Genomic DNA, 17,806 nt, shown 5'->3' with positions numbered 1-17,806 from the left:
TCGTGCCAAAAGGTGCGCGACACGGCCAGCGGCCTGCCGGGCACGGAACATCGATCAGAAAGGGGTATTGTTATTGTGCGCCGCTGCAGGGCGGCTGACGGCGCCATTGCGGCTTGTCGACTGTGCGCGGAGTATGGCCGAACAGTCAACAAAGCGCGTTGATGTGCATCAACCTGGCGGAACGTCGGCCAGCGTGCAGAGGGCCTGCCAGGCCGCTGTACTGACCGGCATGACGGACAGGCGGCTACCCTTGCGCAGCAGCTCCAGGTCGGCGAGTGCTGCCTGATGGGCTTGGGTGCGCAACTGGCGCAGGCTCAGCAGGGGCTGGAAGCGGCAGACGAAAGCCACCTCGACGGCTGACCAGGGGTTCTCGCCGCGCAGGCAGCGCGGGTCGTGATAGACACTCTGCGGGTCGCAGGCGGTGGGGTCGGGGTACGCCGTCCGGACGATTTCGCCGATCCCTGCCAGGCCTGGTTCGGCACAGCTGGAGTGATAGAAGAAGAACCGCTCACCCACCTGCATCTGGCGCAGGAAGTTGCGCGCCTGGTAGTTGCGTACGCCATCCCAGCGAGCCTGGCCGCGCTCGGCCAGGTCGTCGATGGAGAATTCGTCGGGCTCGGATTTCATCAGCCAGTAGGGCATCGGCTTTGCTTCCTAGTGCGATTCAGTGCACAGAATAGATTGTCAGACAAGGATCATACTGCGGCGATTACTGGAGTTTGACGCCAGAAATTTGCATTGTTCCGCCAGCTTTTCGGAGAATGCCTCGCCTGGCTTGCCAGGCCAACCGCACAGGGTTTGTGGCGGCTTTGGGGAATGGACAGTCCCTGCCATAAACAAGAGCAACAAGGTCGTCATAACGACTGCGTGCAGCTCCGCCGGCGCTGATTGCGTCGCGGGAACTGAACGACTTCGCGGGGGCAGGTATGCAAGGCAAGAAACCGGATCTTCTCTGGGTATTGGTCATTCTTCTCGGGCTCGGCCTGGTAACCACGGCCTACAGCCAGGCACTTTGGCAGCCACAGGCCGAGACCGTCATTCAGCAACCGTAGCGGCGTTGCGCGGTGATCACGCCGTGCAACGGTACGTCCCAGCTGGCCAGCGGCAGGCAGTCAACCTTCTGGCACTCATGAGCTAGGCCGAACAGGCGCGGCCCGAGCAGGTGCGCACGGCGCTGGCGATAGGCCAGGCTGCGGTCGTAGAAGCCGCCGCCCATGCCCAGGCGGCCACCCTGTTCATCAAAACCCACCAACGGCAGCAGCAACAGGTCGAGTGCCCACAGTGGGCGTTGCCGGGCGCGATTCGGGCGCGGTTCGGCTATGCCGAAACGGTTGCGTTGCAGGCGCTCGCCAGGCAATAGGCGCTGCATGCGCATGTGCGTGCGCGGCCAGCTGGCCAGTACCGGCAGGTAGGTATGCTTGCCGCGGCGCTGAGCGGCGCGCAGCAGGGGTTGCGGGTCGATTTCGCCATCGTTGGCCAGATACAGCGCGATGTGCCGGGCGCGGCGGAAGCTGGGATGTTGCGCCAGTTGCCGATACAGGCCGAGGCTGGCCTGACGTTGTTCCAGCCGGCTCAGCGCGCGGCGCGCTTCGCGCAGCTGGCGGCGCAGGCTGTGGCGGGTAGGCTGTTCGCTAGGGATGGACATCCTGAAAGAGGCTCCCCGGTAGTGCCGCTGTCGGTTTAGCCCTTGAACCCGAAAGTTCAAGGTGGAGGTGACACAAGGCGTTAAGGCTTTCCGTCGGGCGGACATGCACACCGGCCTTGGTGGCACCCCCGTGGTTGTGCGTATCGGCTCAGGGACATCACCGACTGGCCAACACCCCAGGGATGTGCGGATTATACCGCCATCTGCCTGCGCGTCGGTTGCCGTTTGCTAAAAAACTCAGAACAGGCTGCGGGTGTCCTGCTCGCTATCGCCCAGCGCCTGTTCGACCTTGTCGAGCAGATCACGTACCTGTTGCTGGGTATCGCTGGCTTCCTGGTCGAGGCGATCCTGCTTGTGCAGCAGGTCGTGGGTGATGTTCAGTGCGGCCATCACGGCAATCCGGTCGGCGCCGATCACCTTGCCGCTGGAGCGGATCTCGCGCATTTTGCCGTCCAGATAGCGCGCCGCGCTTTCCAGGTTGCCGCGCTGCTCTGGCGGGCAGGCAATGCAGTATTCCTTGTCGAGAATGTGCACGGTGACGGTATTGGCTTGGCTCATGTGTCCTGCTCCAGGGCCTTGAGGCGAGAAATCATCGCTTCGACCTTCTGACGGGCGGTTTCGTTCTTTTCGATCAGTTGGGCACGTTCCTCGCGCCAGGCCTTCTCGTTGGCCTGCAACAGGCGATTGTGTGCCTTCAGCTGCTCCACGCGACGCAGCAACTGGTCCAGCTTGGCGGTCAGACTCTGCAGGTCGGTATTGGGCATGGGGTCTTTCTTCGCTGCCAAATGGCGCGACTATAGCGCAAGCCAGGCGTGGGCGCATGGGCTGGCGTGATTGGTCTTGGCCCGTGGCGGGGTGCTAGGATAGCGGCCTTCCAATCCAGTGATTGCGCCGAGTGGCGCCCCTTGCCCATGTCCGAATCCCGTTCTGCCTATTCCGCCTTTGCCGACCTGCTGGCCACCTGCGAGCAGCCTGTTTCCCCCGCCGAACTGCATGGCCTGCTGGTCGGGCGCAGTTGTGCCGGCGCGGGCTTTGCCGCAGAGGGTTGGTTGCAGGATGCTGTCGAGCTGCTCGGCGAGCCACTGCCCGATACGGTACGCCAGGCCCTGCTGGGCTTGCAGGACATGCTGCGCAACGAGCTGGCCGGCGGCGAGATGGCGCTGCTGGTGATGTTGCCCGACGACGAGCAGCCGCTGTTGCAGCGCGCCCAGGCCATGGGCCAGTGGTGTCAGGGCTTCCTCACCGGCTTTGGCCTGACCGCCGGTGACCGCGCGCTGTCCGGCGAAGCGGTCGAGGTGCTCGAGGACCTGGCGTCGATTGCCCAGGTCGAGGAAGCGCTGGAAGAGTCCGAGGACGGCGAGAGCGATTTCATGGAGGTCATGGAATACCTGCGGGTTGCCCCGCTGTTGCTGTTCGCTGAGTGTGCCGCGCCCCTGGCGGCCGAGAATAAGCCGGCCCTGCACTGAGGTTGTTCGCATGTCGCGTATTCCCAAGGCTGAATATGCCCGTCGGCGCAAGGCGCTGATGGCGCAGATGGAACCCAACAGCATCGCCATCCTGCCGGCGGCGCCGGTGTATATCCGCAACCGCGACGTCGAGCATGTGTATCGCCAGGACAGCGACTTCCAGTACCTCACCGGCTTCCCCGAGCCGGAGGCGGTGCTGGCGCTGATTCCCGGCCGCGAGCATGGCGAGTACGTACTGTTTTGCCGCGAGCGCAATCCCGAGCGTGAGCTGTGGGATGGTCTGCGTGCCGGCCAGGAAGGTGCGGTCAGCCAGTATGGCGCCGACGACGCCTTCCCGATTGGCGATATTGACGACATTCTGCCCGGGCTGATCGAAGGGCGTGATCGCGTCTACTACGCCATTGGCTGCAATCAGGAGTTCGACCACCGGCTGATGGAGTGGATCAACCTGATCCGTTCCAAGGCTCGCCAGGGCGCGCAGCCGCCCAACGAATTTGTCGCCCTCGACCATCTGTTGCACGACATGCGCCTGTACAAGAGCGCGGCCGAGGCCAAGGTGATGCGCGAGGCCGCCGAGATCAGCGCGCGTGCCCATGTACGGGCCATGCAGGCGTGCCGCGCCGGTCTCTACGAATATCACCTGGAAGCCGAGCTGGACTACGAGTTCCGCAAGGGCGGGGCGAAGATGCCGGCCTACGGCTCGATTGTCGCTGCTGGACGCAATGCCTGCATCCTGCATTACCGCGAGAATGATGCACCGCTCAAGGACGGCGACCTGGTGCTGATCGACGCCGGTTGCGAGATCGACTGCTACGCCAGCGACATCACCCGCACCTTCCCGGTCAGCGGCACCTTCTCGGCCGAGCAGAAGGCGATCTACGAGCTGGTGCTGGCCGCCCAGGAGGCCGCTTTCAAGGAAATCGCTCCAGGCAAGCACTGGAACGAAGCGCACGAGGCGACGGTACGGGTGATCACCGCCGGCCTGCTCGAACTGGGCCTGCTCGAAGGCGCGCTCGACGAGCTGATCGCCGCCGAGGCCTACAAGCCCTTCTACATGCACCGCGCCGGCCACTGGCTGGGCATGGATGTGCACGACGTCGGCGACTACAAGGTCGGCGGCGAATGGCGCGTGCTCGAGCCGGGCATGGCGATGACAGTCGAGCCGGGTATCTATATCGCCGTGGACAACGAGCAGGTCGCCAAGAAATGGCGCGGCATCGGCGTGCGCATCGAAGATGACGTGCTGGTGACCAGGAGCGGCTGCGAGATCCTCACCGGCGGCGTGCCGAAAAGCGTCGCCGAGATCGAAGCGCTGATGGCCGCCGCGCGCAACGGGGCTGCCTGAGATGAGTCGTGTGCAGATCGCCATCGTCGGTGGGGGCCTGGTCGGTGCCAGCCTGGCGCTGGCGTTGCAGCAGGGCGCATTGCAGCGCGGCTGGCAGATCGTGCTGATCGAGCCATTTGCCCCGGGCAGCGATTACCAGCCGAGCTATGACGCGCGCAGCAGTGCGCTGTCCTACGGCACCCGGCAGATCTACGAGCGCCTGGGCCTGTGGCCGCTCATCGCGCCGTGTGCCGAGCCGATCGATAGCATCCATGTTTCCGACCGTGGGCACTTTGCTGCGGCCCGCCTGTGCGCGGCGGATGAGGGCGTGCCGGCGCTGGGCTACGTGGTGGAAAACGCCTGGCTGGGGCACTGCCTGTGGCAGGCGCTCGACAAACGCGTGGTGCAGTGGCGCTGCCCGGCGCAGGTCGAGTCGTTGCAGCCGCTGGCCGATGGTTATGCCCTGCAGCTGGCCGACGGCCAGCGCCTGGAGTGTGATCTGGCGATCCTTGCTGACGGCGGGCGCTCGAACCTGCGCGAGCAGCTGGGTATCGCCGTGCGCGCCACGCCCTACGGGCAGACGGCGCTGATCGCCAATGTCAGCCCGGCCGAGCCACATGCCAACCAGGCATTCGAGCGCTTCACCGATGCCGGGCCGATGGCCTTGCTGCCGCTGTCGGACAACCGCTGCGCGCTGGTCTGGACACGCCCGCATGACGAAGCCTTGCGTCTGCAGCAGCTGGATGAGCGGGCCTTTCTCGGCGAACTGCAGGAGGCCTTCGGTTATCGCCTCGGCGCGTTGCGCCAGGTAGGCAGCCGCCACCTCTACCCGCTGACGCTGATCGAAGCCGAGGAGCAGGTGCGTTCCCATCTGGTCTTGCTGGGCAATGCCGCGCACAGCCTGCATCCGATTGCCGGACAGGGCTACAACCTGTCGCTGCGCGATGTGCTGGCGCTGGCCGACACCCTGCTCGCTGGCGACCCGCAGAACCTGGGAACACTGCCCGTGCTGCAGGCCTATGTGCAGGCCCAGCGTCTCGATCAGGACATGACGGTGGGCTTTTCCGACCGGGTGACCCGGCTGTTTTCCAATGCCCAGCCGCTGCTGGTCAGTGGGCGTAACCTCGGTTTGCTGGGGCTCGATCTGCTGCCGCCGGCCAAGCGCTGGTTTGCCCGCCAGGCCATGGGCCTGGGCACACGCTATTAGGATGACCATGAACAAGCAACGGCTGGCTCGCAAGGCGCGCTTTCTGCGCTGGGCCATGAACTTCTACCCGCCCTACCTGGGGGCGGGCATCCGCATCCAGTCGCTGGCCGCAGACATGCGCCAGATCAGGGTGCGTATGGGGCTGGGCTGGTACAACCGCAATTACGTCGGCACCCAGTTCGGCGGTTCGTTGTATTCGATGACCGATCCGTTCTTCATGCTGATGATCATGGAGAACCTCGGGCGCGACTACATCGTCTGGGACAAGGCGGCCAACATCGAATTCGTCAGCCCCGGCAAGGGGCCGGTATTTGCCGACTTCCACATTGACGAGCACCTGCTGGAGGAAATTCGCCAGCACACCGCCGCTGGCGACAAGTACCTGCCCAAGTTGCATGTGGAAGTGCGCGATGGCGCCGGTACCCTGGTGGCGCGGGTGCAGAAGACTCTTTATGTGCGGCGCAAGCCGCAGGCGCGGCAGGCCGCGTAAGGACCAAGGATGCAAGCGGATCTGATCATCGTGGGCGCGGGGATGGTGGGCAGCGCCCTGGCCCTGGCGCTCAAGGACAGCGGCCTGAATATCCTGCTCCTGGATGGTGGCTCGATGGCGGTACGTCCGTTCAGCGGCGAAGCGCCTTTCGAACCACGGGTCAGCGCCCTGTCGATGGCCAGCCAGCGCCTGCTGGAACGTTTGCAGGTCTGGCCGGGCGTGCAGGCCAGGCGGGCCAGCCCTTATGCGCAGATGCAGGTATGGGACGGCTCCGGTACTGGCAGCATCCACTTCTCCGCGGCCAGCGTGCATGCCGATAACCTCGGGCATATCGTCGAAAACCGTGTGGTGCAGGATGCCCTGCTGGAAGCCTTGTTCGACAGTGAGGTTGGCCTGTTGCCCAATGCACGCCTTGAACAGTTGCGCCGGGATGGCGATGACTGGCTGTTGCAGCTGGTCGATGGCCGGCAGCTGCGCACGCCCTTGCTGGTGGCTGCCGATGGTGCCAATTCCAGCGTGCGGCAGATGGCCGGCTGCGCCACCCGCGAATGGGATTACCTGCACCATGCCATCGTGACCAGTGTGCGTTGCGCTGACGCGCATCAGGCTACTGCCTGGCAACGCTTCACCGATGATGGCCCGCTGGCCTTCCTGCCGTTGCGCCGGGGCGAGGATGAGCACTGGTGCTCGATCGTCTGGTCGACTGTGCCGGAAGAAGCCCGGCGCCTGATGGCGCTGGACGACCAGGCGTTCCGCCAGGCGTTGGGCAAGGCTTTTGAATGGCGCCTCGGCGAGGTACTGGAGGTCGATCCGCGGCTGTGCATTCCGTTGCGCCAGCGGCATGCCAAGCGCTATATCCAGCCTGGCCTGGCGTTGATCGGTGATGCCGCGCATACCATCCACCCGTTGGCCGGGCAGGGCGTCAACCTGGGCTTCCTCGACGCTGCAACCCTGGCCGAGGTGTTGCTGCATGCGCTGCGTCGTGGCGAAGCGCTGGCCAGCGAGAAGACCTTGAGTCGTTTCGAGCGGCGGCGCATGCCGCACAACCTGGCCATGATGGCCGCCATGGAAGGCTTCCAGCGCCTGTTCCAGGCTGACCCGCTGAGCGTGCGCTGGTTGCGCAACAGCGGGCTGAACCTGGTCGATGGCCTGGCCGAAGCCAAGGCGTTGTTCGTGCGCCAGGCACTGGGCCTGAGCGGCGACCTGCCGGAGCTGGCCCGCCCCTGATTGCGCGCTTTATGGTGACCGCGTGATGTGTTGCCGAATGGGCGTTGCGCTGGCCGGCTAGAATGCCTGCCGGTCGACAGGGAGGTGGGTATGCCAGGCAAGCCGGGTGTTTTCGGGTGGATAGTGGTCGGGCTGTGCCTGTGGCTGGGCGCCGGGCTGGCCCATGCGGCGCCACTGGGGCTGTGCCTCGGGCAGCGCGGGCCGGCGCTGGACAGTGCGCCGGCGATGGCTGCCAAGGTCGAGCGTTTTCAACTGCTGGTCGAGGAGAACCTCAGCCTGCGCGCCCGTGCCCTGGTGTTCTTCCGTCAACTGAAAGCCCGCGAGCAGGCCGGCGAGCCGTTGTCCGGCGGCGACCTGCGTCGCCTCAACGAAGGCGCCGCGCAGTTGCTGGCGCAGCGCCAGGCGCTGTTGGCGCTGGCCCGCGAGCATGAGTGCTGGCTGGCGCGCGAGTTGCCCGGCGACGCCGCCCAAGCGCAGGTGCAGGCCAGCGGTATCGGCATGTCGCTGGCGGCGGCGCTGCTGCTCTACGACAACTACCTGACCGTGGTCACGTTGTACAGCAGCAACCTGGACATCCGCCAGCACCTCAATCGCCGTGACAGTGGCTTCGCCTTGCCGGCCGGTGCGCTCAATCGCATCGAGCGCTCCTTCAATTCGCCGCTCAAGCGTGCCCGCGTACGGCGCGGCCTGGACTGGCTGGACGCGCATGCCGCGCAGCTGGCTGTGCTGGACGATGAGCAGCATCGCTACCTGCGCGGGTTGATCGAGCAGAGTCCGTCGCGGCGGCTGATCGGTCAATTCCGCCCGGTGGGTTACGTGGGTGGGTTGGTGGACTTCTACAGTGGTTATTCGCTGGACACCCTGAACCTGCTGAAGAACGAAAGCGTCAACTTCTCCAGTCTGCTGTTCGGCAATGCCGTGGGCCTGGTGGAAACGCGCCGCGGCAAGCTATATGACCGGCGGGAGGTGCTGCTGGAGGTGTATGGCAGCCTGCAGCCGGGCGACATTCTCCTGGAGAAAACCCCGTTCCGTCTGACCGATGCCTTTATCCCCGGGCATTGGGGACATGTGGCGGTGTGGGTGGGTAATGAGCAGCAGCTACGCGAGCTTGGGCTCTGGGAGCATCCGCTGGTGCGGCGCTACCACAAGGATATCCGCAAGGGCCGTGGCGTGGTCGAGGCCCTGCGCGCCGGGGTGAGCATGAGCAAACTCAAGCACTTCCTGAATGTCGATGACCTGGCGGTGCTGCGCCACGAGCAACTCAGCCCGGCACAGCGCCGTGACGTGGTGTTGCAGACCTTGCGCCAGGTAGGCAAGGCCTACGACTTCAACTTCGATGTGGAAACCACCGACCGTATCGTCTGTTCCGAGCTGGTCTACCACGCCTATGGTGACCTGCGCTGGCCGGTGGCGCGGCACCTCGGCCGCGCCACCATCAGCCCGGATAATGTTGCGGTGCTGGCCACCGGGACCGGTCCCTTCGCGGTCACTCTGCTGTATCACCGTGGCCAGGCGGTGCGCGAGGACCCGCGACAGCGTATGGCCGAGCTGGTGCGTGATGAAGTGGTGCGGCGTGCGCGCGGTGAGCTAGCGCAGCGCTAGGCAGGCGTGACAGCCTGTCACACAAGTTTTATTGAGAAGGCAAATAGGATTCACTATTATCACCCTCGAATTTTACCTATCGAGGGGACTCCCATGCAGGTTCGCAAGACGCTTCTCGCTGCACTGACACTTTCCGCCCTGGCCGCTCCGGCGTTTGCTGCCGATGAAGTCGTGGTCTACTCCGCGCGGATCGATGAGCTGATCAAGCCGGTGTTTGACGCCTACACCGCGAAGACCGGGGTCAAGGTAAAGTTCATCACCGACAAGGAGGCACCGTTGCTGGCCCGCCTCAAGGCCGAAGGGCAGAACACCCCGGCTGACCTGCTGATCACCGTGGATGCCGGCAACCTCTGGCAGGCCGAGCAGGAAGGTGTCCTGAAATCCCTCGCTTCGCCGGTCATCGAAGCCAACATTCCGCCGCAGTACCGTTCCAGCACCGGTGCCTGGACGGGCCTGTCGCTGCGCGCCCGGACCATTTTCTACTCGCCGGAACGCGTCAAGCCGGAAGAACTGTCGACCTACGAAGCGCTGGCCGACAAGTCCTGGGAAGGCCGCCTGTGCCTGCGTACCAGCAAGAAGGTCTACAACCAATCGCTGACCGCCACGCTGATCGAAACCCATGGCGCGGAAAAGACCGAGCAAATCGTCAAGGGCTGGATCAACAACCTGGCGACTGATGTATTCGCCGACGACACGGCGCTGCTGCAGGCCATCGATGCCGGGCAGTGCGACGTGGGTATTGCCAACACCTATTACTACGGTCGTCTGGCCAAGCAGCAGCCGGGCCTCAAGGTCAAGCCGTTCTGGCCGAACCAGGCTGACCGTGGCGTACACGTCAACCTGTCCGGTGCCGGTGTGACCCTGCATGCGCCGCATGCCGCCGAAGCGCAGAAACTGCTGGAGTGGATGACCAGTGCCGAGGCGCAGAACCTGTTTGCCGATGCCAACCAGGAATACCCGGCCAACCCGGCGATCAAGCCGTCAGCCGAAGTGGCGGCCTGGGGTGAGTTCAAGGCCGATGCCGTAGCCATGGAAGTGGCCGGCAAGCGTCAGGCCGAAGCGACCATGCTGATGGATCGCGCCGGCTGGAAATAAGTCTGCCGGCGGGAGGCCGAATTGTTCCGCTATCCCGCTCGGGCTTGACTTTCCGCAAGCCGTAACAGCCCCTGCTTGCGGTTATACTGCTGCGCCCCGGCCGGTCCGGGGCGTGGTCTTTTCTGCGCCGAGGAGTCTGCGTGGCCCATCCCGTTCAGTACCGCTGGTATCCCATCGTCTGTGCCATTGCGGCCCTGGTGCTGCTGCCGCTGTCGGTGCTGCTGTTGTCCTGGCATGAGGTCGACGCGACGATCTGGGCGCATCTCTGGCAAACCCAGTTGCCACGGTTGATCGGCAATACCCTGGTGCTGGTGCTCGGGGTGGCCGTGGGCGTGACCCTGCTGGGTGTCAGCCTGGCCTGGCTGACCAGCCTTTGTGAGTTTCCCGGGCGGCGCTGGCTGGATTGGGCGCTGATGCTGCCGTTTGCCATTCCCGCCTATGTGCTGGCTTTCGTGTTTGTCGGTCTGCTGGACTTTGCCGGGCCGTTGCAGACGCTGCTGCGCGAGTGGCTGGGCAGTGACCTGCGCCTGCCGCGGGTGCGCTCCACCGGCGGGGTGATCATCGTGCTGGTGCTGGTCTTCTATCCCTATGTATACCTGCTGGCGCGCGGTGCCTTCCTGGCCCAGGGCAAGGGGTTGATGGAAGCGGCACGGGTCCTCGGTCTGTCACCCTGGCAGGCCTTCTGGCGGGTGGCGTTGCCGATGGCGCGCCCGGCCATCGGTGCCGGCCTGGCCCTGGCGATCATGGAGACCCTGGCCGATTTCGGCGCGGTCGCAGTATTCAATTTCGATACCTTCACCACGGCCATCTACAAGACCTGGTACAGCTTCTACAGCCTGTCCAGCGCCACCCAGCTGGCCAGCCTGTTGCTGTTGTTCGTCGCCCTGGTGCTGTATGGCGAGAAGCGCGCGCGCGGCCATGTGCGCAGCGCCAACGAGCGGCCACGCAGCAAGGCGCTGTATCGCCTGCGTGGCTGGCGGGCCTGGGCGGCCAGTGCCTGGTGTGGCCTGGTGCTGTTGTGTGCCTTCATTATTCCGCTCCTGCAGTTGCTGGTGTGGTTCTGGCAGCGCGGGCGTTTTGACCTGGATGAGCGGTACACGGCGTTGATCCTGCATACCCTGTACCTGGGCGGCATGGCGGCGTTGCTCACGGTCACCGTGGCCCTGTTGCTGGTCTTTGCCTTGCGCCTGGCGCCGCGCCGGCCGGTGCGTGCGGCGGTCGGTCTGGCCAACCTGGGCTATGCGTTGCCGGGTTCGCTGCTGGCCGTGTCGATCATGCTGGCCTTCAGCTACCTGGATAACCAGCTGGTCATCCCGCTTTCGCAGTGGCTGGGTGGTGCGGCCAAGCCGCTGTTGTTGGGGAGTGTCGGTGCGCTGTTACTGGCTTATCTGATCCGTTTCATGGCGGTGGCCTTCGGCCCGCTGGAAAACGCCCTGGGGCGTATCCGTCCGTCGCTTCCGGAAGCCTCGCGCAGTCTCGGGGTGGGTAGCTGGCGGCTGTTCCTGCGCGTCTATTTGCCGCTGTTGCTGCCCGGGGTGCTGTCCGCCGCCCTGTTGGTGTTCGTCGATGTGCTCAAGGAGATGCCGGCCACCCTGCTGATGCGCCCATTCGGCTGGGATACCCTGGCTGTGCGGGTATTCGAGATGACCAGCGAGGGCGAATGGGCGCGTGCCGCGCTGCCGGCACTGACCCTGGTGCTGGTTGGCCTGTTGCCGGTGGTGCTACTGATTCGCCGATCCCGTCGCTGAGCGCAGCGGTCAGGCGGGATGACCGGGCGGGGGGTTGCGGCTACAATGCGCGCCACCTGAAACCCGGTACTTGCGGAGTCATGCATGGGACAGCGCACACCTCTCTACGACCAACATGTCGCCCTGGGCGCCAAGATGGTCGATTTCGGCGGCTGGGATATGCCGCTGCACTACGGCTCGCAGGTCGAGGAGCACCATCAGGTGCGCCGCGACTGCGGGGTGTTCGATGTCTCGCACATGACCGTGGTGGATGTCTGCGGTGCGCAGGCCAAGGCCTGGCTGCAACACCTGCTGGCCAATGACGTCGAGCGCCTGCAGACGATGGGCAAGGCCCTGTACAGCGCCATGCTCAACCCCGCAGGTGGGGTGATCGATGACCTGATTGTCTACCTGACGCCGCACGGCTATCGCCTGGTGGTGAATGCCGGCACCCGCGATAAGGACCTGGCCTGGATGCAGTCGCAGCTTGGCGACTATGCGGTGGAGCTGCGTGAGCGTGCCGAGCTGGCCATGCTGGCCATTCAGGGCCCGCACGCACGGGCCCGCACCGCCGAGCTGGTCAGCCCGTCGCGCGCCGAACTGATCCACAGCCTCAAGCCTTTCCAGGGCCTGGCCGATGGCGAATGGTTCATCGCACGCACCGGCTACACCGGTGAAGATGGCCTGGAGATCATCCTGCCGGCCAGTGAAGCGGTGGACTTCCTCGGCGAGCTGCTGGGCGCCGGCATCGCCCCGATTGGTCTGGGGGCACGCGATACGCTGCGCCTGGAAGCCGGCATGAACCTGTATGGCCAGGACATGGACGAGCAGGTGTCGCCGCTGGTCGCCAACATGGCCTGGACTATTGCCTGGGAACCGGCCTCGCGTGATTTCATTGGCCGCGAGGCCTTGCAGGCCGAGCGCGCGGCCGGCGTGGCCAGCAAGCTGGTCGGCCTGGTGCTGGAAGAGCGTGGCGTGCTGCGCGCCCACCAGGTGGTGCGTGTCGAAGGCGTGGGCGAGGGGGAGATCACCAGCGGCAGCTTTTCCCCGACCCTGGGCAAGTCGATTGCCCTGGCCCGCGTGCCGTTGGCCACCGGCGAGCGTGCTGAAGTGGAAATCCGTGGCAAGTGGTATCCGGTGCGTGTCGTTCAGCCGAACTTCGTGCGCCATGGCAAAGCGCTGATCTGAATTCCCTTTTTTGCCGGTGGCCAGGCTGCCGGCGCTTTCTTGAGGACACAAGCATGAGCAATATCCCCGCTGATCTGCGTTATGCCGCGAGCCACGAATGGGCGCGCCTGGAAAATGATGGCACGGTGTTCGTGGGTATCTCCGATCATGCCCAGGAAGCCCTGGGCGACGTGGTCTACGTCGAGCTGCCGGAAGTCGGCGCCCAGCTGGCCGCCGGCCAGGAAGCCGGTGTAGTGGAGTCGGTGAAGGCCGCATCGGACATTTACGCACCGCTGGCGGGCGAAGTACTGGCAGTCAATCAGGCGCTGGTCGACAACCCCGAGCTGGTCAATAGCGATCCCTATGGCAGCTGGTTCTTCCAGCTCAAGCCGAGTGATGTCAGCGAGCTGGATGCGTTGCTCGATGCCGATGGCTACCGGGCTGCGGCTGAAGCCGACGCCTGATTCCCTGCTGTGTGCAAAGCCCTGACTTGTCGGGGCTTTGTCTTTTCTTGAGGTCACCCCGCATGTCGCAAAATCCTTCGCTGGCCCAGTTGCAGCAAGCCGATGCCTTCCTGCAGCGCCACCTGGGGCCGGATGCCACCGAGCAGCAGGCCATGCTGCAACGCCTGGGGCTGGACAGCCGTGCCGCCCTGATCGATCAGACCGTACCGCCCGCCATTCACCTGCAAGCGCCGCTGGCCCTGCCGGCCGCGCTGGACGAGCAGGCCGCACTGGCCAAGCTCAGCGGTTATGCTGCGCAGAATGAGCTGTGGACCAGCCTGATCGGCATGGGCTACCACGGCACCCTGACGCCGACAGTGATTCTGCGCAACGTGCTGGAAAACCCGGGTTGGTATACCGCCTATACCCCGTACCAGCCGGAAATCGCTCAGGGCCGCCTGGAGGCGCTGCTGAATTTCCAGCAACTGAGCATCGACCTGACCGGCCTCGACCTGGCCAGTGCCTCGCTGCTCGATGAAGCCACCGCGGCGGCCGAGGCCATGGCCATGGCCAAGCGCGTGGCCAAGAGCAAGAGCAACCTGTTCTTCGTCGACCAGAACTGCCACCCGCAGACCATTTCCGTGGTGCAGACCCGCGCCGAAGCCTTTGGCTTCGAGGTGGTGGTCGATACGCCGGATAACCTCGGCAACCATCAGGTATTCGGTGGCCTGCTGCAGTACCCGGATACCTACGGCGAGATCCGCGATATCCAGCCGCTGATCGAGCAGCTGCATGCCCAGCAGGCGCTGGCCTGCGTCAGCGCCGACATCCTCAGCCTGGTGCTGCTGACGCCGCCCGGCGAGCTGGGCGCCGATGTGGTGTTCGGCTCGGCGCAGCGCTTTGGCGTGCCGATGGGCTATGGCGGCCCGCATGCGGCCTTCTTCGCCTGTCGTGACGAATACAAGCGCGCCCTGCCGGGGCGCATCATTGGTGTGTCCAAGGATGCCCGCGGCAACAACGCCATGCGCTTGGCGCTGCAGACCCGCGAGCAGCACATCCGCCGCGAGAAGGCCAACTCGAACATCTGTACCGCGCAAGTGCTGCTGGCCAACATCGCCAGTTTCTATGCTGTTTACCACGGCCCGCAGGGGCTCAAGCGGATTGCCCAGCGGGTCCACCGGCTGACTGCCATCCTCGCCGCGGGGCTGACCCAGGCTGGCTTGCCGCCGCTTAACCGGCAGTTCTTCGATACCCTGACCGTGGATGTCGGCGCACGCCAGGCGGAGATCCTCGCTCGTGCGCATATCCAGTGCATCAATCTGCGGATCATCGACGAGCGTCGCCTGGGGGTCAGCCTGGACGAAACCTGCGACGCCGACACCCTGGCCAACCTGTTCGACCTGTTCCTCGGCGAAGCGCATGGTCTGCAGGTCGACGTGCTGGATGCCGGCAGCCTGCCCGCCGGCATTCCGGCCACGCTGCAGCGCCAGTCGGCGTTCCTCGAACACCCGGTGTTCAACAGCCATCACAGCGAAACCGAGATGCTGCGTTACCTCAAGCAGCTGGAGAACAAGGACCTGGCGCTCAACCAGGCGATGATTCCGCTGGGTTCCTGCACCATGAAGCTCAACGCGACCAGCGAGATGATTCCGATCACCTGGCCGCAATTCGCCAACCTGCACCCCTTCGTGCCGCGCGAGCAGGCCGAGGGCTACCGCCTGATGATCGACGAGCTGGAAGCCTGGTTGTGCACCATTACCGGCTTCGACGCCATCAGCATGCAGCCCAACTCCGGGGCGCAGGGCGAGTACGCCGGTCTGCTGGCGATTCGCAAATACCATGAGAGCCGTGGCGAGGGGCATCGCAACATTTGCCTGATCCCGGCCTCGGCACATGGCACCAACCCGGCCTCGGCACAGATGGCCAGCATGCGTGTGGTGGTGGTCAACTGCGACGAGCAGGGCAACGTCGACTTTGCCGACCTGCAGGCCAAGGCCGCGCAAGCCGGTGAGCAGCTGTCCTGCCTGATGATCACCTATCCCTCCACCCACGGGGTCTACGAGGAGGGCATCCGCGAGATCTGCGCGCTGATCCACAGCCATGGCGGCCAGGTGTATATGGACGGCGCCAACCTCAACGCCCAGGTTGGCCTGGCGCGTCCGGCCGATATCGGCGCGGATGTGTCGCACATGAACCTGCACAAGACCTTCTGCATTCCACATGGCGGGGGTGGTCCGGGCATGGGGCCGATTGGCGTCAAGGCGCACCTGGCGCCCTTTGTCGCCAATCATCCGGTGGTGCCGTTGCACGGGCCCAATCCGGGTAATGGTGCGGTGAGTGCGGCACCCTGGGGCAGTGCGAGCATCCTGCCGATCAGCTGGATGTATATCGCCATGATGGGGCCACAGCTGCGTGATGCCACCGAAGTGGCGATCCTCAACGCCAACTACCTGGCGGCCGCGCTGGGCGAGGCCTATCCGGTGCTCTACAGCGGTCGGAATGGTCGCGTGGCGCATGAGTGCATCCTCGATCTGCGGCCGCTCAAGGCGGAAACCGGGATCAGCGAGGAGGACGTGGCCAAGCGTCTCATGGACTATGGCTTCCATGCGCCGACCATGAGCTTCCCGGTGCCTGGCACGCTGATGATCGAGCCCACCGAGAGCGAGTCCAAGCACGAGCTGGATCGTTTCATCGAAGCCATGCTGTGCATCCGCGAAGAGATCGCCAAGGTGGCCCGTGGCGAGTGGCCGGCGGACAACAACCCGCTCAAGCACGCACCGCATACCCTGGCCGATGTCACGGCAGCCTGGGATCGTCCCTACAGCATCGCCGAGGCGGTGACGCCCAGCGCGCATACCCGCGCGCACAAGTACTGGCCGGCGGTGAACCGTGTCGACAACGTCTACGGCGACCGTAACCTGTTCTGTGCCTGTGTGCCGATGGACGCCTACCAGTAATCAGGCCTGTCGTCTCAGCCAACAAAAACCCCGCCAGCTGGCGTAATGCTGTTCACTTAAGCATTTGAGCCCTGACGGGGCTTCCCCGAAAATCCGATGTCAGGTTCCTGGCATCGGATTTTTTATGTCTCTGCAACAGCAACTGCTCGACTTAGGTGAACTGTTCAACTTCTCGGATCTGAGCACCTTCACCCAAAACATCCCGATCGAGTGGGTGGCATCCGCTCTGGACTTGTCCGCCCAGGCCACCATAAGGCGGCGGCGTCTGCCCAGCGATCAGGTGCTCTGGCTGGTGCTTGGCATGGCCTTGTTCCGTGACGAGCCGGTGCATGAGGTCGCACGACGCCTGAATATCTGTGCCCAGGGGCTGGCCTCTCACGACCTGCTGGCCCGAAGCGGTGTCACCGAGGCGCGTAAACGATTGGGTGCCGATCCGGTTGAGTGGCTGTTTCGTCAGACGGGTAACCAGTGGGGTTGCGAGCGCTATGAGGGCGATACCTGGCAGGGCCTGCAAGTATTGGCCGTGGATGGCGCACTCCTGCGCACCCCAGACACGCCTGAACTCCGAGAGCATTTCGGCTCCGGCAATACCTCCACCGAGCGCCAGACGCCGTTTCCCATGCTGCGACTGGTAGCCCTGATGAACGTGCGCTCGCACCTGATTCTGGATGCGCAGGTGAGTCCCTACCGGCGCAGTGAGATGCGCTTGGCCGATGAGTTTATGCAGCAGATTCCCAATCAGTCGGTGACGCTGTTCGATAAGGGCTTCTGGAGTGCCGACTTGCTGTTGCGCCTGGGCGCCGCAGGGGAAAGCCGGCACTGGCTGATTCCGGCCCGCCAAGGGCTGGTTGGCGAGGAAGTCGCTCGTTACGGCAAGGGCGATCGTTTGCTGCGCATGAAGGTGTCGGCACAGGCACGAAAGCGCAACCCCGACCTGCCGACGCACTGGGAGGTACGTGAAGTCAGCTACGCCGTGAAGGACAAGATCAAGACAGTGCTCACCTCGCTGCCTGCGGATACTTACAGCGCCAAGACCATCGCCAAGCTGTATCAGGAGCGCTGGGAGATCGAGCTGGGCTTCCGGGATATCAAAAGCTCTCTGCAGCAGAATGCGATGACCCTGCGCAGCAAGGTAACGGAGCTGGTCTACCAGGAGGTCTGGGGCTTGTTGTTGGCCTACAACATCATCCGCCGCGAAGCCGGTCAGGCAGCCGTCGCCTTCGGCCGCTCTCCGGGCGACATCCGCTTCAAACCAGTAGCTCAATACATCGCCGTGCAATTGATCGTGATGGCGGCGGCCAACCCGATTTCAGCAACAGGAACACGATTGTCGGAGCTGAGAGCAGGAATCGGTGGGCTGTTTCTGGATCACCGTCCAAGGCCATCAAGACCAAGGACGGTGAAGATCTCAAAGACCCGTTATCCAGTGGATCGAAAGGCTGCTCCGCTTAAGTGA

At 64.5% G+C, this 17,806-nt stretch carries 17 protein-coding genes and 1 other RNA gene; 13 read left to right on the top strand and 5 right to left on the bottom strand.

Annotated elements, in window-relative coordinates; genetic code table 11:
* Positions 1-168: 168 nt before the first annotated feature.
* On the bottom strand, positions 169-642 hold the full coding sequence (locus tag CW360_RS09720; protein WP_093984838.1) for an EVE domain-containing protein: 474 nt from the start codon (positions 640-642) through the stop codon (positions 169-171).
* A gap of 284 nt (positions 643-926) precedes the next feature.
* Between CW360_RS09720 and CW360_RS17195 the strand changes: the two genes are divergently transcribed.
* Positions 927-1,052, top strand: a complete 126-nt coding sequence (locus tag CW360_RS17195; RefSeq protein WP_281255619.1) for a hypothetical protein — start codon at positions 927-929, stop codon at positions 1,050-1,052.
* Here CW360_RS17195 and CW360_RS09715 read toward each other — a convergent pair.
* The 4 genes from CW360_RS09715 to CW360_RS09700 form a co-directional block, all read right to left on the bottom strand.
* On the bottom strand, positions 1,040-1,645 hold the full coding sequence (locus CW360_RS09715; RefSeq protein WP_101193556.1) for a 5-formyltetrahydrofolate cyclo-ligase: 606 nt from the start codon (positions 1,643-1,645) through the stop codon (positions 1,040-1,042). The genes CW360_RS17195 and CW360_RS09715 overlap by 13 nt on opposite strands.
* Before the next feature lie 8 nt (positions 1,646-1,653).
* A non-coding RNA gene (gene ssrS, locus CW360_RS09710) (6S RNA) lies at positions 1,654-1,831 on the bottom strand.
* 51 nt (positions 1,832-1,882) lie between these two features.
* On the bottom strand, positions 1,883-2,203 hold the full coding sequence (locus CW360_RS09705) for a cell division protein ZapA (protein WP_093984840.1): 321 nt from the start codon (positions 2,201-2,203) through the stop codon (positions 1,883-1,885).
* Entirely contained in the window at positions 2,200-2,409 is a 210-nt protein-coding gene (locus tag CW360_RS09700) for a TIGR02449 family protein (protein ID WP_093984841.1), read from the bottom strand. The genes CW360_RS09705 and CW360_RS09700 overlap by 4 nt, the downstream gene beginning before the upstream one ends.
* 147 nt (positions 2,410-2,556) lie before the next feature.
* Between CW360_RS09700 and CW360_RS09695 the strand changes: the two genes are divergently transcribed.
* The 12 genes from CW360_RS09695 to CW360_RS09640 all read left to right on the top strand — a co-directional run bounded on the left by CW360_RS09695 (position 2,557) and on the right by CW360_RS09640 (position 17,806).
* Positions 2,557-3,111, top strand: a complete 555-nt coding sequence (locus tag CW360_RS09695; RefSeq protein ID WP_093984842.1) for a UPF0149 family protein — start codon at positions 2,557-2,559, stop codon at positions 3,109-3,111.
* 10 nt (positions 3,112-3,121) lie between these two features.
* Positions 3,122-4,456, top strand: a complete 1,335-nt coding sequence (gene pepP / locus CW360_RS09690; protein ID WP_101193555.1) for a Xaa-Pro aminopeptidase — start codon at positions 3,122-3,124, stop codon at positions 4,454-4,456.
* A 1-nt stretch (position 4,457) separates the two neighbouring features.
* Positions 4,458-5,642, top strand: a complete 1,185-nt coding sequence (ubiH, locus tag CW360_RS09685; RefSeq protein WP_101193554.1) for a 2-octaprenyl-6-methoxyphenyl hydroxylase — start codon at positions 4,458-4,460, stop codon at positions 5,640-5,642.
* 7 nt (positions 5,643-5,649) lie between these two features.
* Positions 5,650-6,132, top strand: a complete 483-nt coding sequence (locus tag CW360_RS09680) for a DUF4442 domain-containing protein (protein ID WP_093984845.1) — start codon at positions 5,650-5,652, stop codon at positions 6,130-6,132.
* 9 nt (positions 6,133-6,141) lie between these two features.
* Complete coding sequence (locus CW360_RS09675; RefSeq protein WP_101193553.1) at positions 6,142-7,359, top strand: 2-octaprenyl-3-methyl-6-methoxy-1,4-benzoquinol hydroxylase; 1,218 nt, start codon at positions 6,142-6,144, stop codon at positions 7,357-7,359.
* A 90-nt stretch (positions 7,360-7,449) separates the two neighbouring features.
* Positions 7,450-8,961, top strand: a complete 1,512-nt coding sequence (locus CW360_RS09670) for a YiiX/YebB-like N1pC/P60 family cysteine hydrolase (RefSeq protein WP_101193552.1) — start codon at positions 7,450-7,452, stop codon at positions 8,959-8,961.
* Positions 8,962-9,054: 93 nt separating this feature from the next.
* Positions 9,055-10,056 carry an extracellular solute-binding protein gene (locus CW360_RS09665; protein WP_101193551.1) on the top strand — a complete coding sequence of 334 codons (1,002 nt, stop codon included), beginning with the start codon at positions 9,055-9,057 and terminating at the stop codon, positions 10,054-10,056.
* Positions 10,057-10,196: 140 nt separating this feature from the next.
* Complete coding sequence (locus tag CW360_RS09660; protein WP_093984849.1) at positions 10,197-11,804, top strand: ABC transporter permease; 1,608 nt, start codon at positions 10,197-10,199, stop codon at positions 11,802-11,804.
* A gap of 84 nt (positions 11,805-11,888) precedes the next feature.
* A complete protein-coding gene (gene gcvT, locus CW360_RS09655) occupies positions 11,889-12,971 on the top strand; it encodes a glycine cleavage system aminomethyltransferase GcvT (RefSeq protein ID WP_093984850.1) in 1,083 nt (360 codons plus the stop codon).
* 53 nt (positions 12,972-13,024) lie between these two features.
* Positions 13,025-13,414: a glycine cleavage system protein GcvH gene (gene gcvH, locus CW360_RS09650; protein ID WP_093984851.1), complete on the top strand. Its 390-nt coding sequence runs from the start codon at positions 13,025-13,027 to the stop codon at positions 13,412-13,414.
* A 62-nt stretch (positions 13,415-13,476) separates the two neighbouring features.
* The gene (gene gcvP / locus CW360_RS09645; RefSeq protein WP_101193550.1) at positions 13,477-16,350 is read left to right on the top strand and encodes an aminomethyl-transferring glycine dehydrogenase; all 2,874 of its coding nucleotides are present in this window, start codon (positions 13,477-13,479) and stop codon (positions 16,348-16,350) included.
* Between the two features lie 124 nt (positions 16,351-16,474).
* Positions 16,475-17,806 carry an IS4 family transposase gene (locus tag CW360_RS09640; protein ID WP_170307333.1) on the top strand — a complete coding sequence of 444 codons (1,332 nt, stop codon included), beginning with the start codon at positions 16,475-16,477 and terminating at the stop codon, positions 17,804-17,806.

Origin of the sequence: Pseudomonas fluvialis, assembly GCF_002835605.1 — a bacterium.
Taxonomy (GTDB): Bacteria; Pseudomonadota; Gammaproteobacteria; order Pseudomonadales; family Pseudomonadaceae; genus Aquipseudomonas; species Aquipseudomonas fluvialis.
The sequence above is the reverse complement of the archived record's forward strand: the minus strand, read 5'-3'. Positions and strand labels throughout refer to the sequence as shown.

Bases quoted from the DNA above. Each gene is read 5' to 3' on its own strand.
- CW360_RS09720 (WP_093984838.1), bottom strand. From the start codon at position 642: ATGCCCTACTGGCTGATGAAATCCGAGCCCGACGAATTCTCCATCGAC.
- CW360_RS17195 (WP_281255619.1), top strand. From the start codon at position 927: ATGCAAGGCAAGAAACCGGATCTTCTCTGGGTATTGGTCATTCTTCTC.
- CW360_RS09715 (WP_101193556.1), bottom strand. From the start codon at position 1,645: ATGTCCATCCCTAGCGAACAGCCTACCCGCCACAGCCTGCGCCGCCAG.
- CW360_RS09705 (WP_093984840.1), bottom strand. From the start codon at position 2,203: ATGAGCCAAGCCAATACCGTCACCGTGCACATTCTCGACAAGGAATAC.
- CW360_RS09700 (WP_093984841.1), bottom strand. From the start codon at position 2,409: ATGCCCAATACCGACCTGCAGAGTCTGACCGCCAAGCTGGACCAGTTG.
- CW360_RS09695 (WP_093984842.1), top strand. From the start codon at position 2,557: ATGTCCGAATCCCGTTCTGCCTATTCCGCCTTTGCCGACCTGCTGGCC.
- pepP (WP_101193555.1), top strand. From the start codon at position 3,122: ATGTCGCGTATTCCCAAGGCTGAATATGCCCGTCGGCGCAAGGCGCTG.
- ubiH (WP_101193554.1), top strand. From the start codon at position 4,458: ATGAGTCGTGTGCAGATCGCCATCGTCGGTGGGGGCCTGGTCGGTGCC.
- CW360_RS09680 (WP_093984845.1), top strand. From the start codon at position 5,650: ATGAACAAGCAACGGCTGGCTCGCAAGGCGCGCTTTCTGCGCTGGGCC.
- CW360_RS09675 (WP_101193553.1), top strand. From the start codon at position 6,142: ATGCAAGCGGATCTGATCATCGTGGGCGCGGGGATGGTGGGCAGCGCC.
- CW360_RS09670 (WP_101193552.1), top strand. From the start codon at position 7,450: ATGCCAGGCAAGCCGGGTGTTTTCGGGTGGATAGTGGTCGGGCTGTGC.
- CW360_RS09665 (WP_101193551.1), top strand. From the start codon at position 9,055: ATGCAGGTTCGCAAGACGCTTCTCGCTGCACTGACACTTTCCGCCCTG.
- gcvT (WP_093984850.1), top strand. From the start codon at position 11,889: ATGGGACAGCGCACACCTCTCTACGACCAACATGTCGCCCTGGGCGCC.
- gcvH (WP_093984851.1), top strand. From the start codon at position 13,025: ATGAGCAATATCCCCGCTGATCTGCGTTATGCCGCGAGCCACGAATGG.
- gcvP (WP_101193550.1), top strand. From the start codon at position 13,477: ATGTCGCAAAATCCTTCGCTGGCCCAGTTGCAGCAAGCCGATGCCTTC.
- CW360_RS09640 (WP_170307333.1), top strand. From the start codon at position 16,475: ATGTCTCTGCAACAGCAACTGCTCGACTTAGGTGAACTGTTCAACTTC.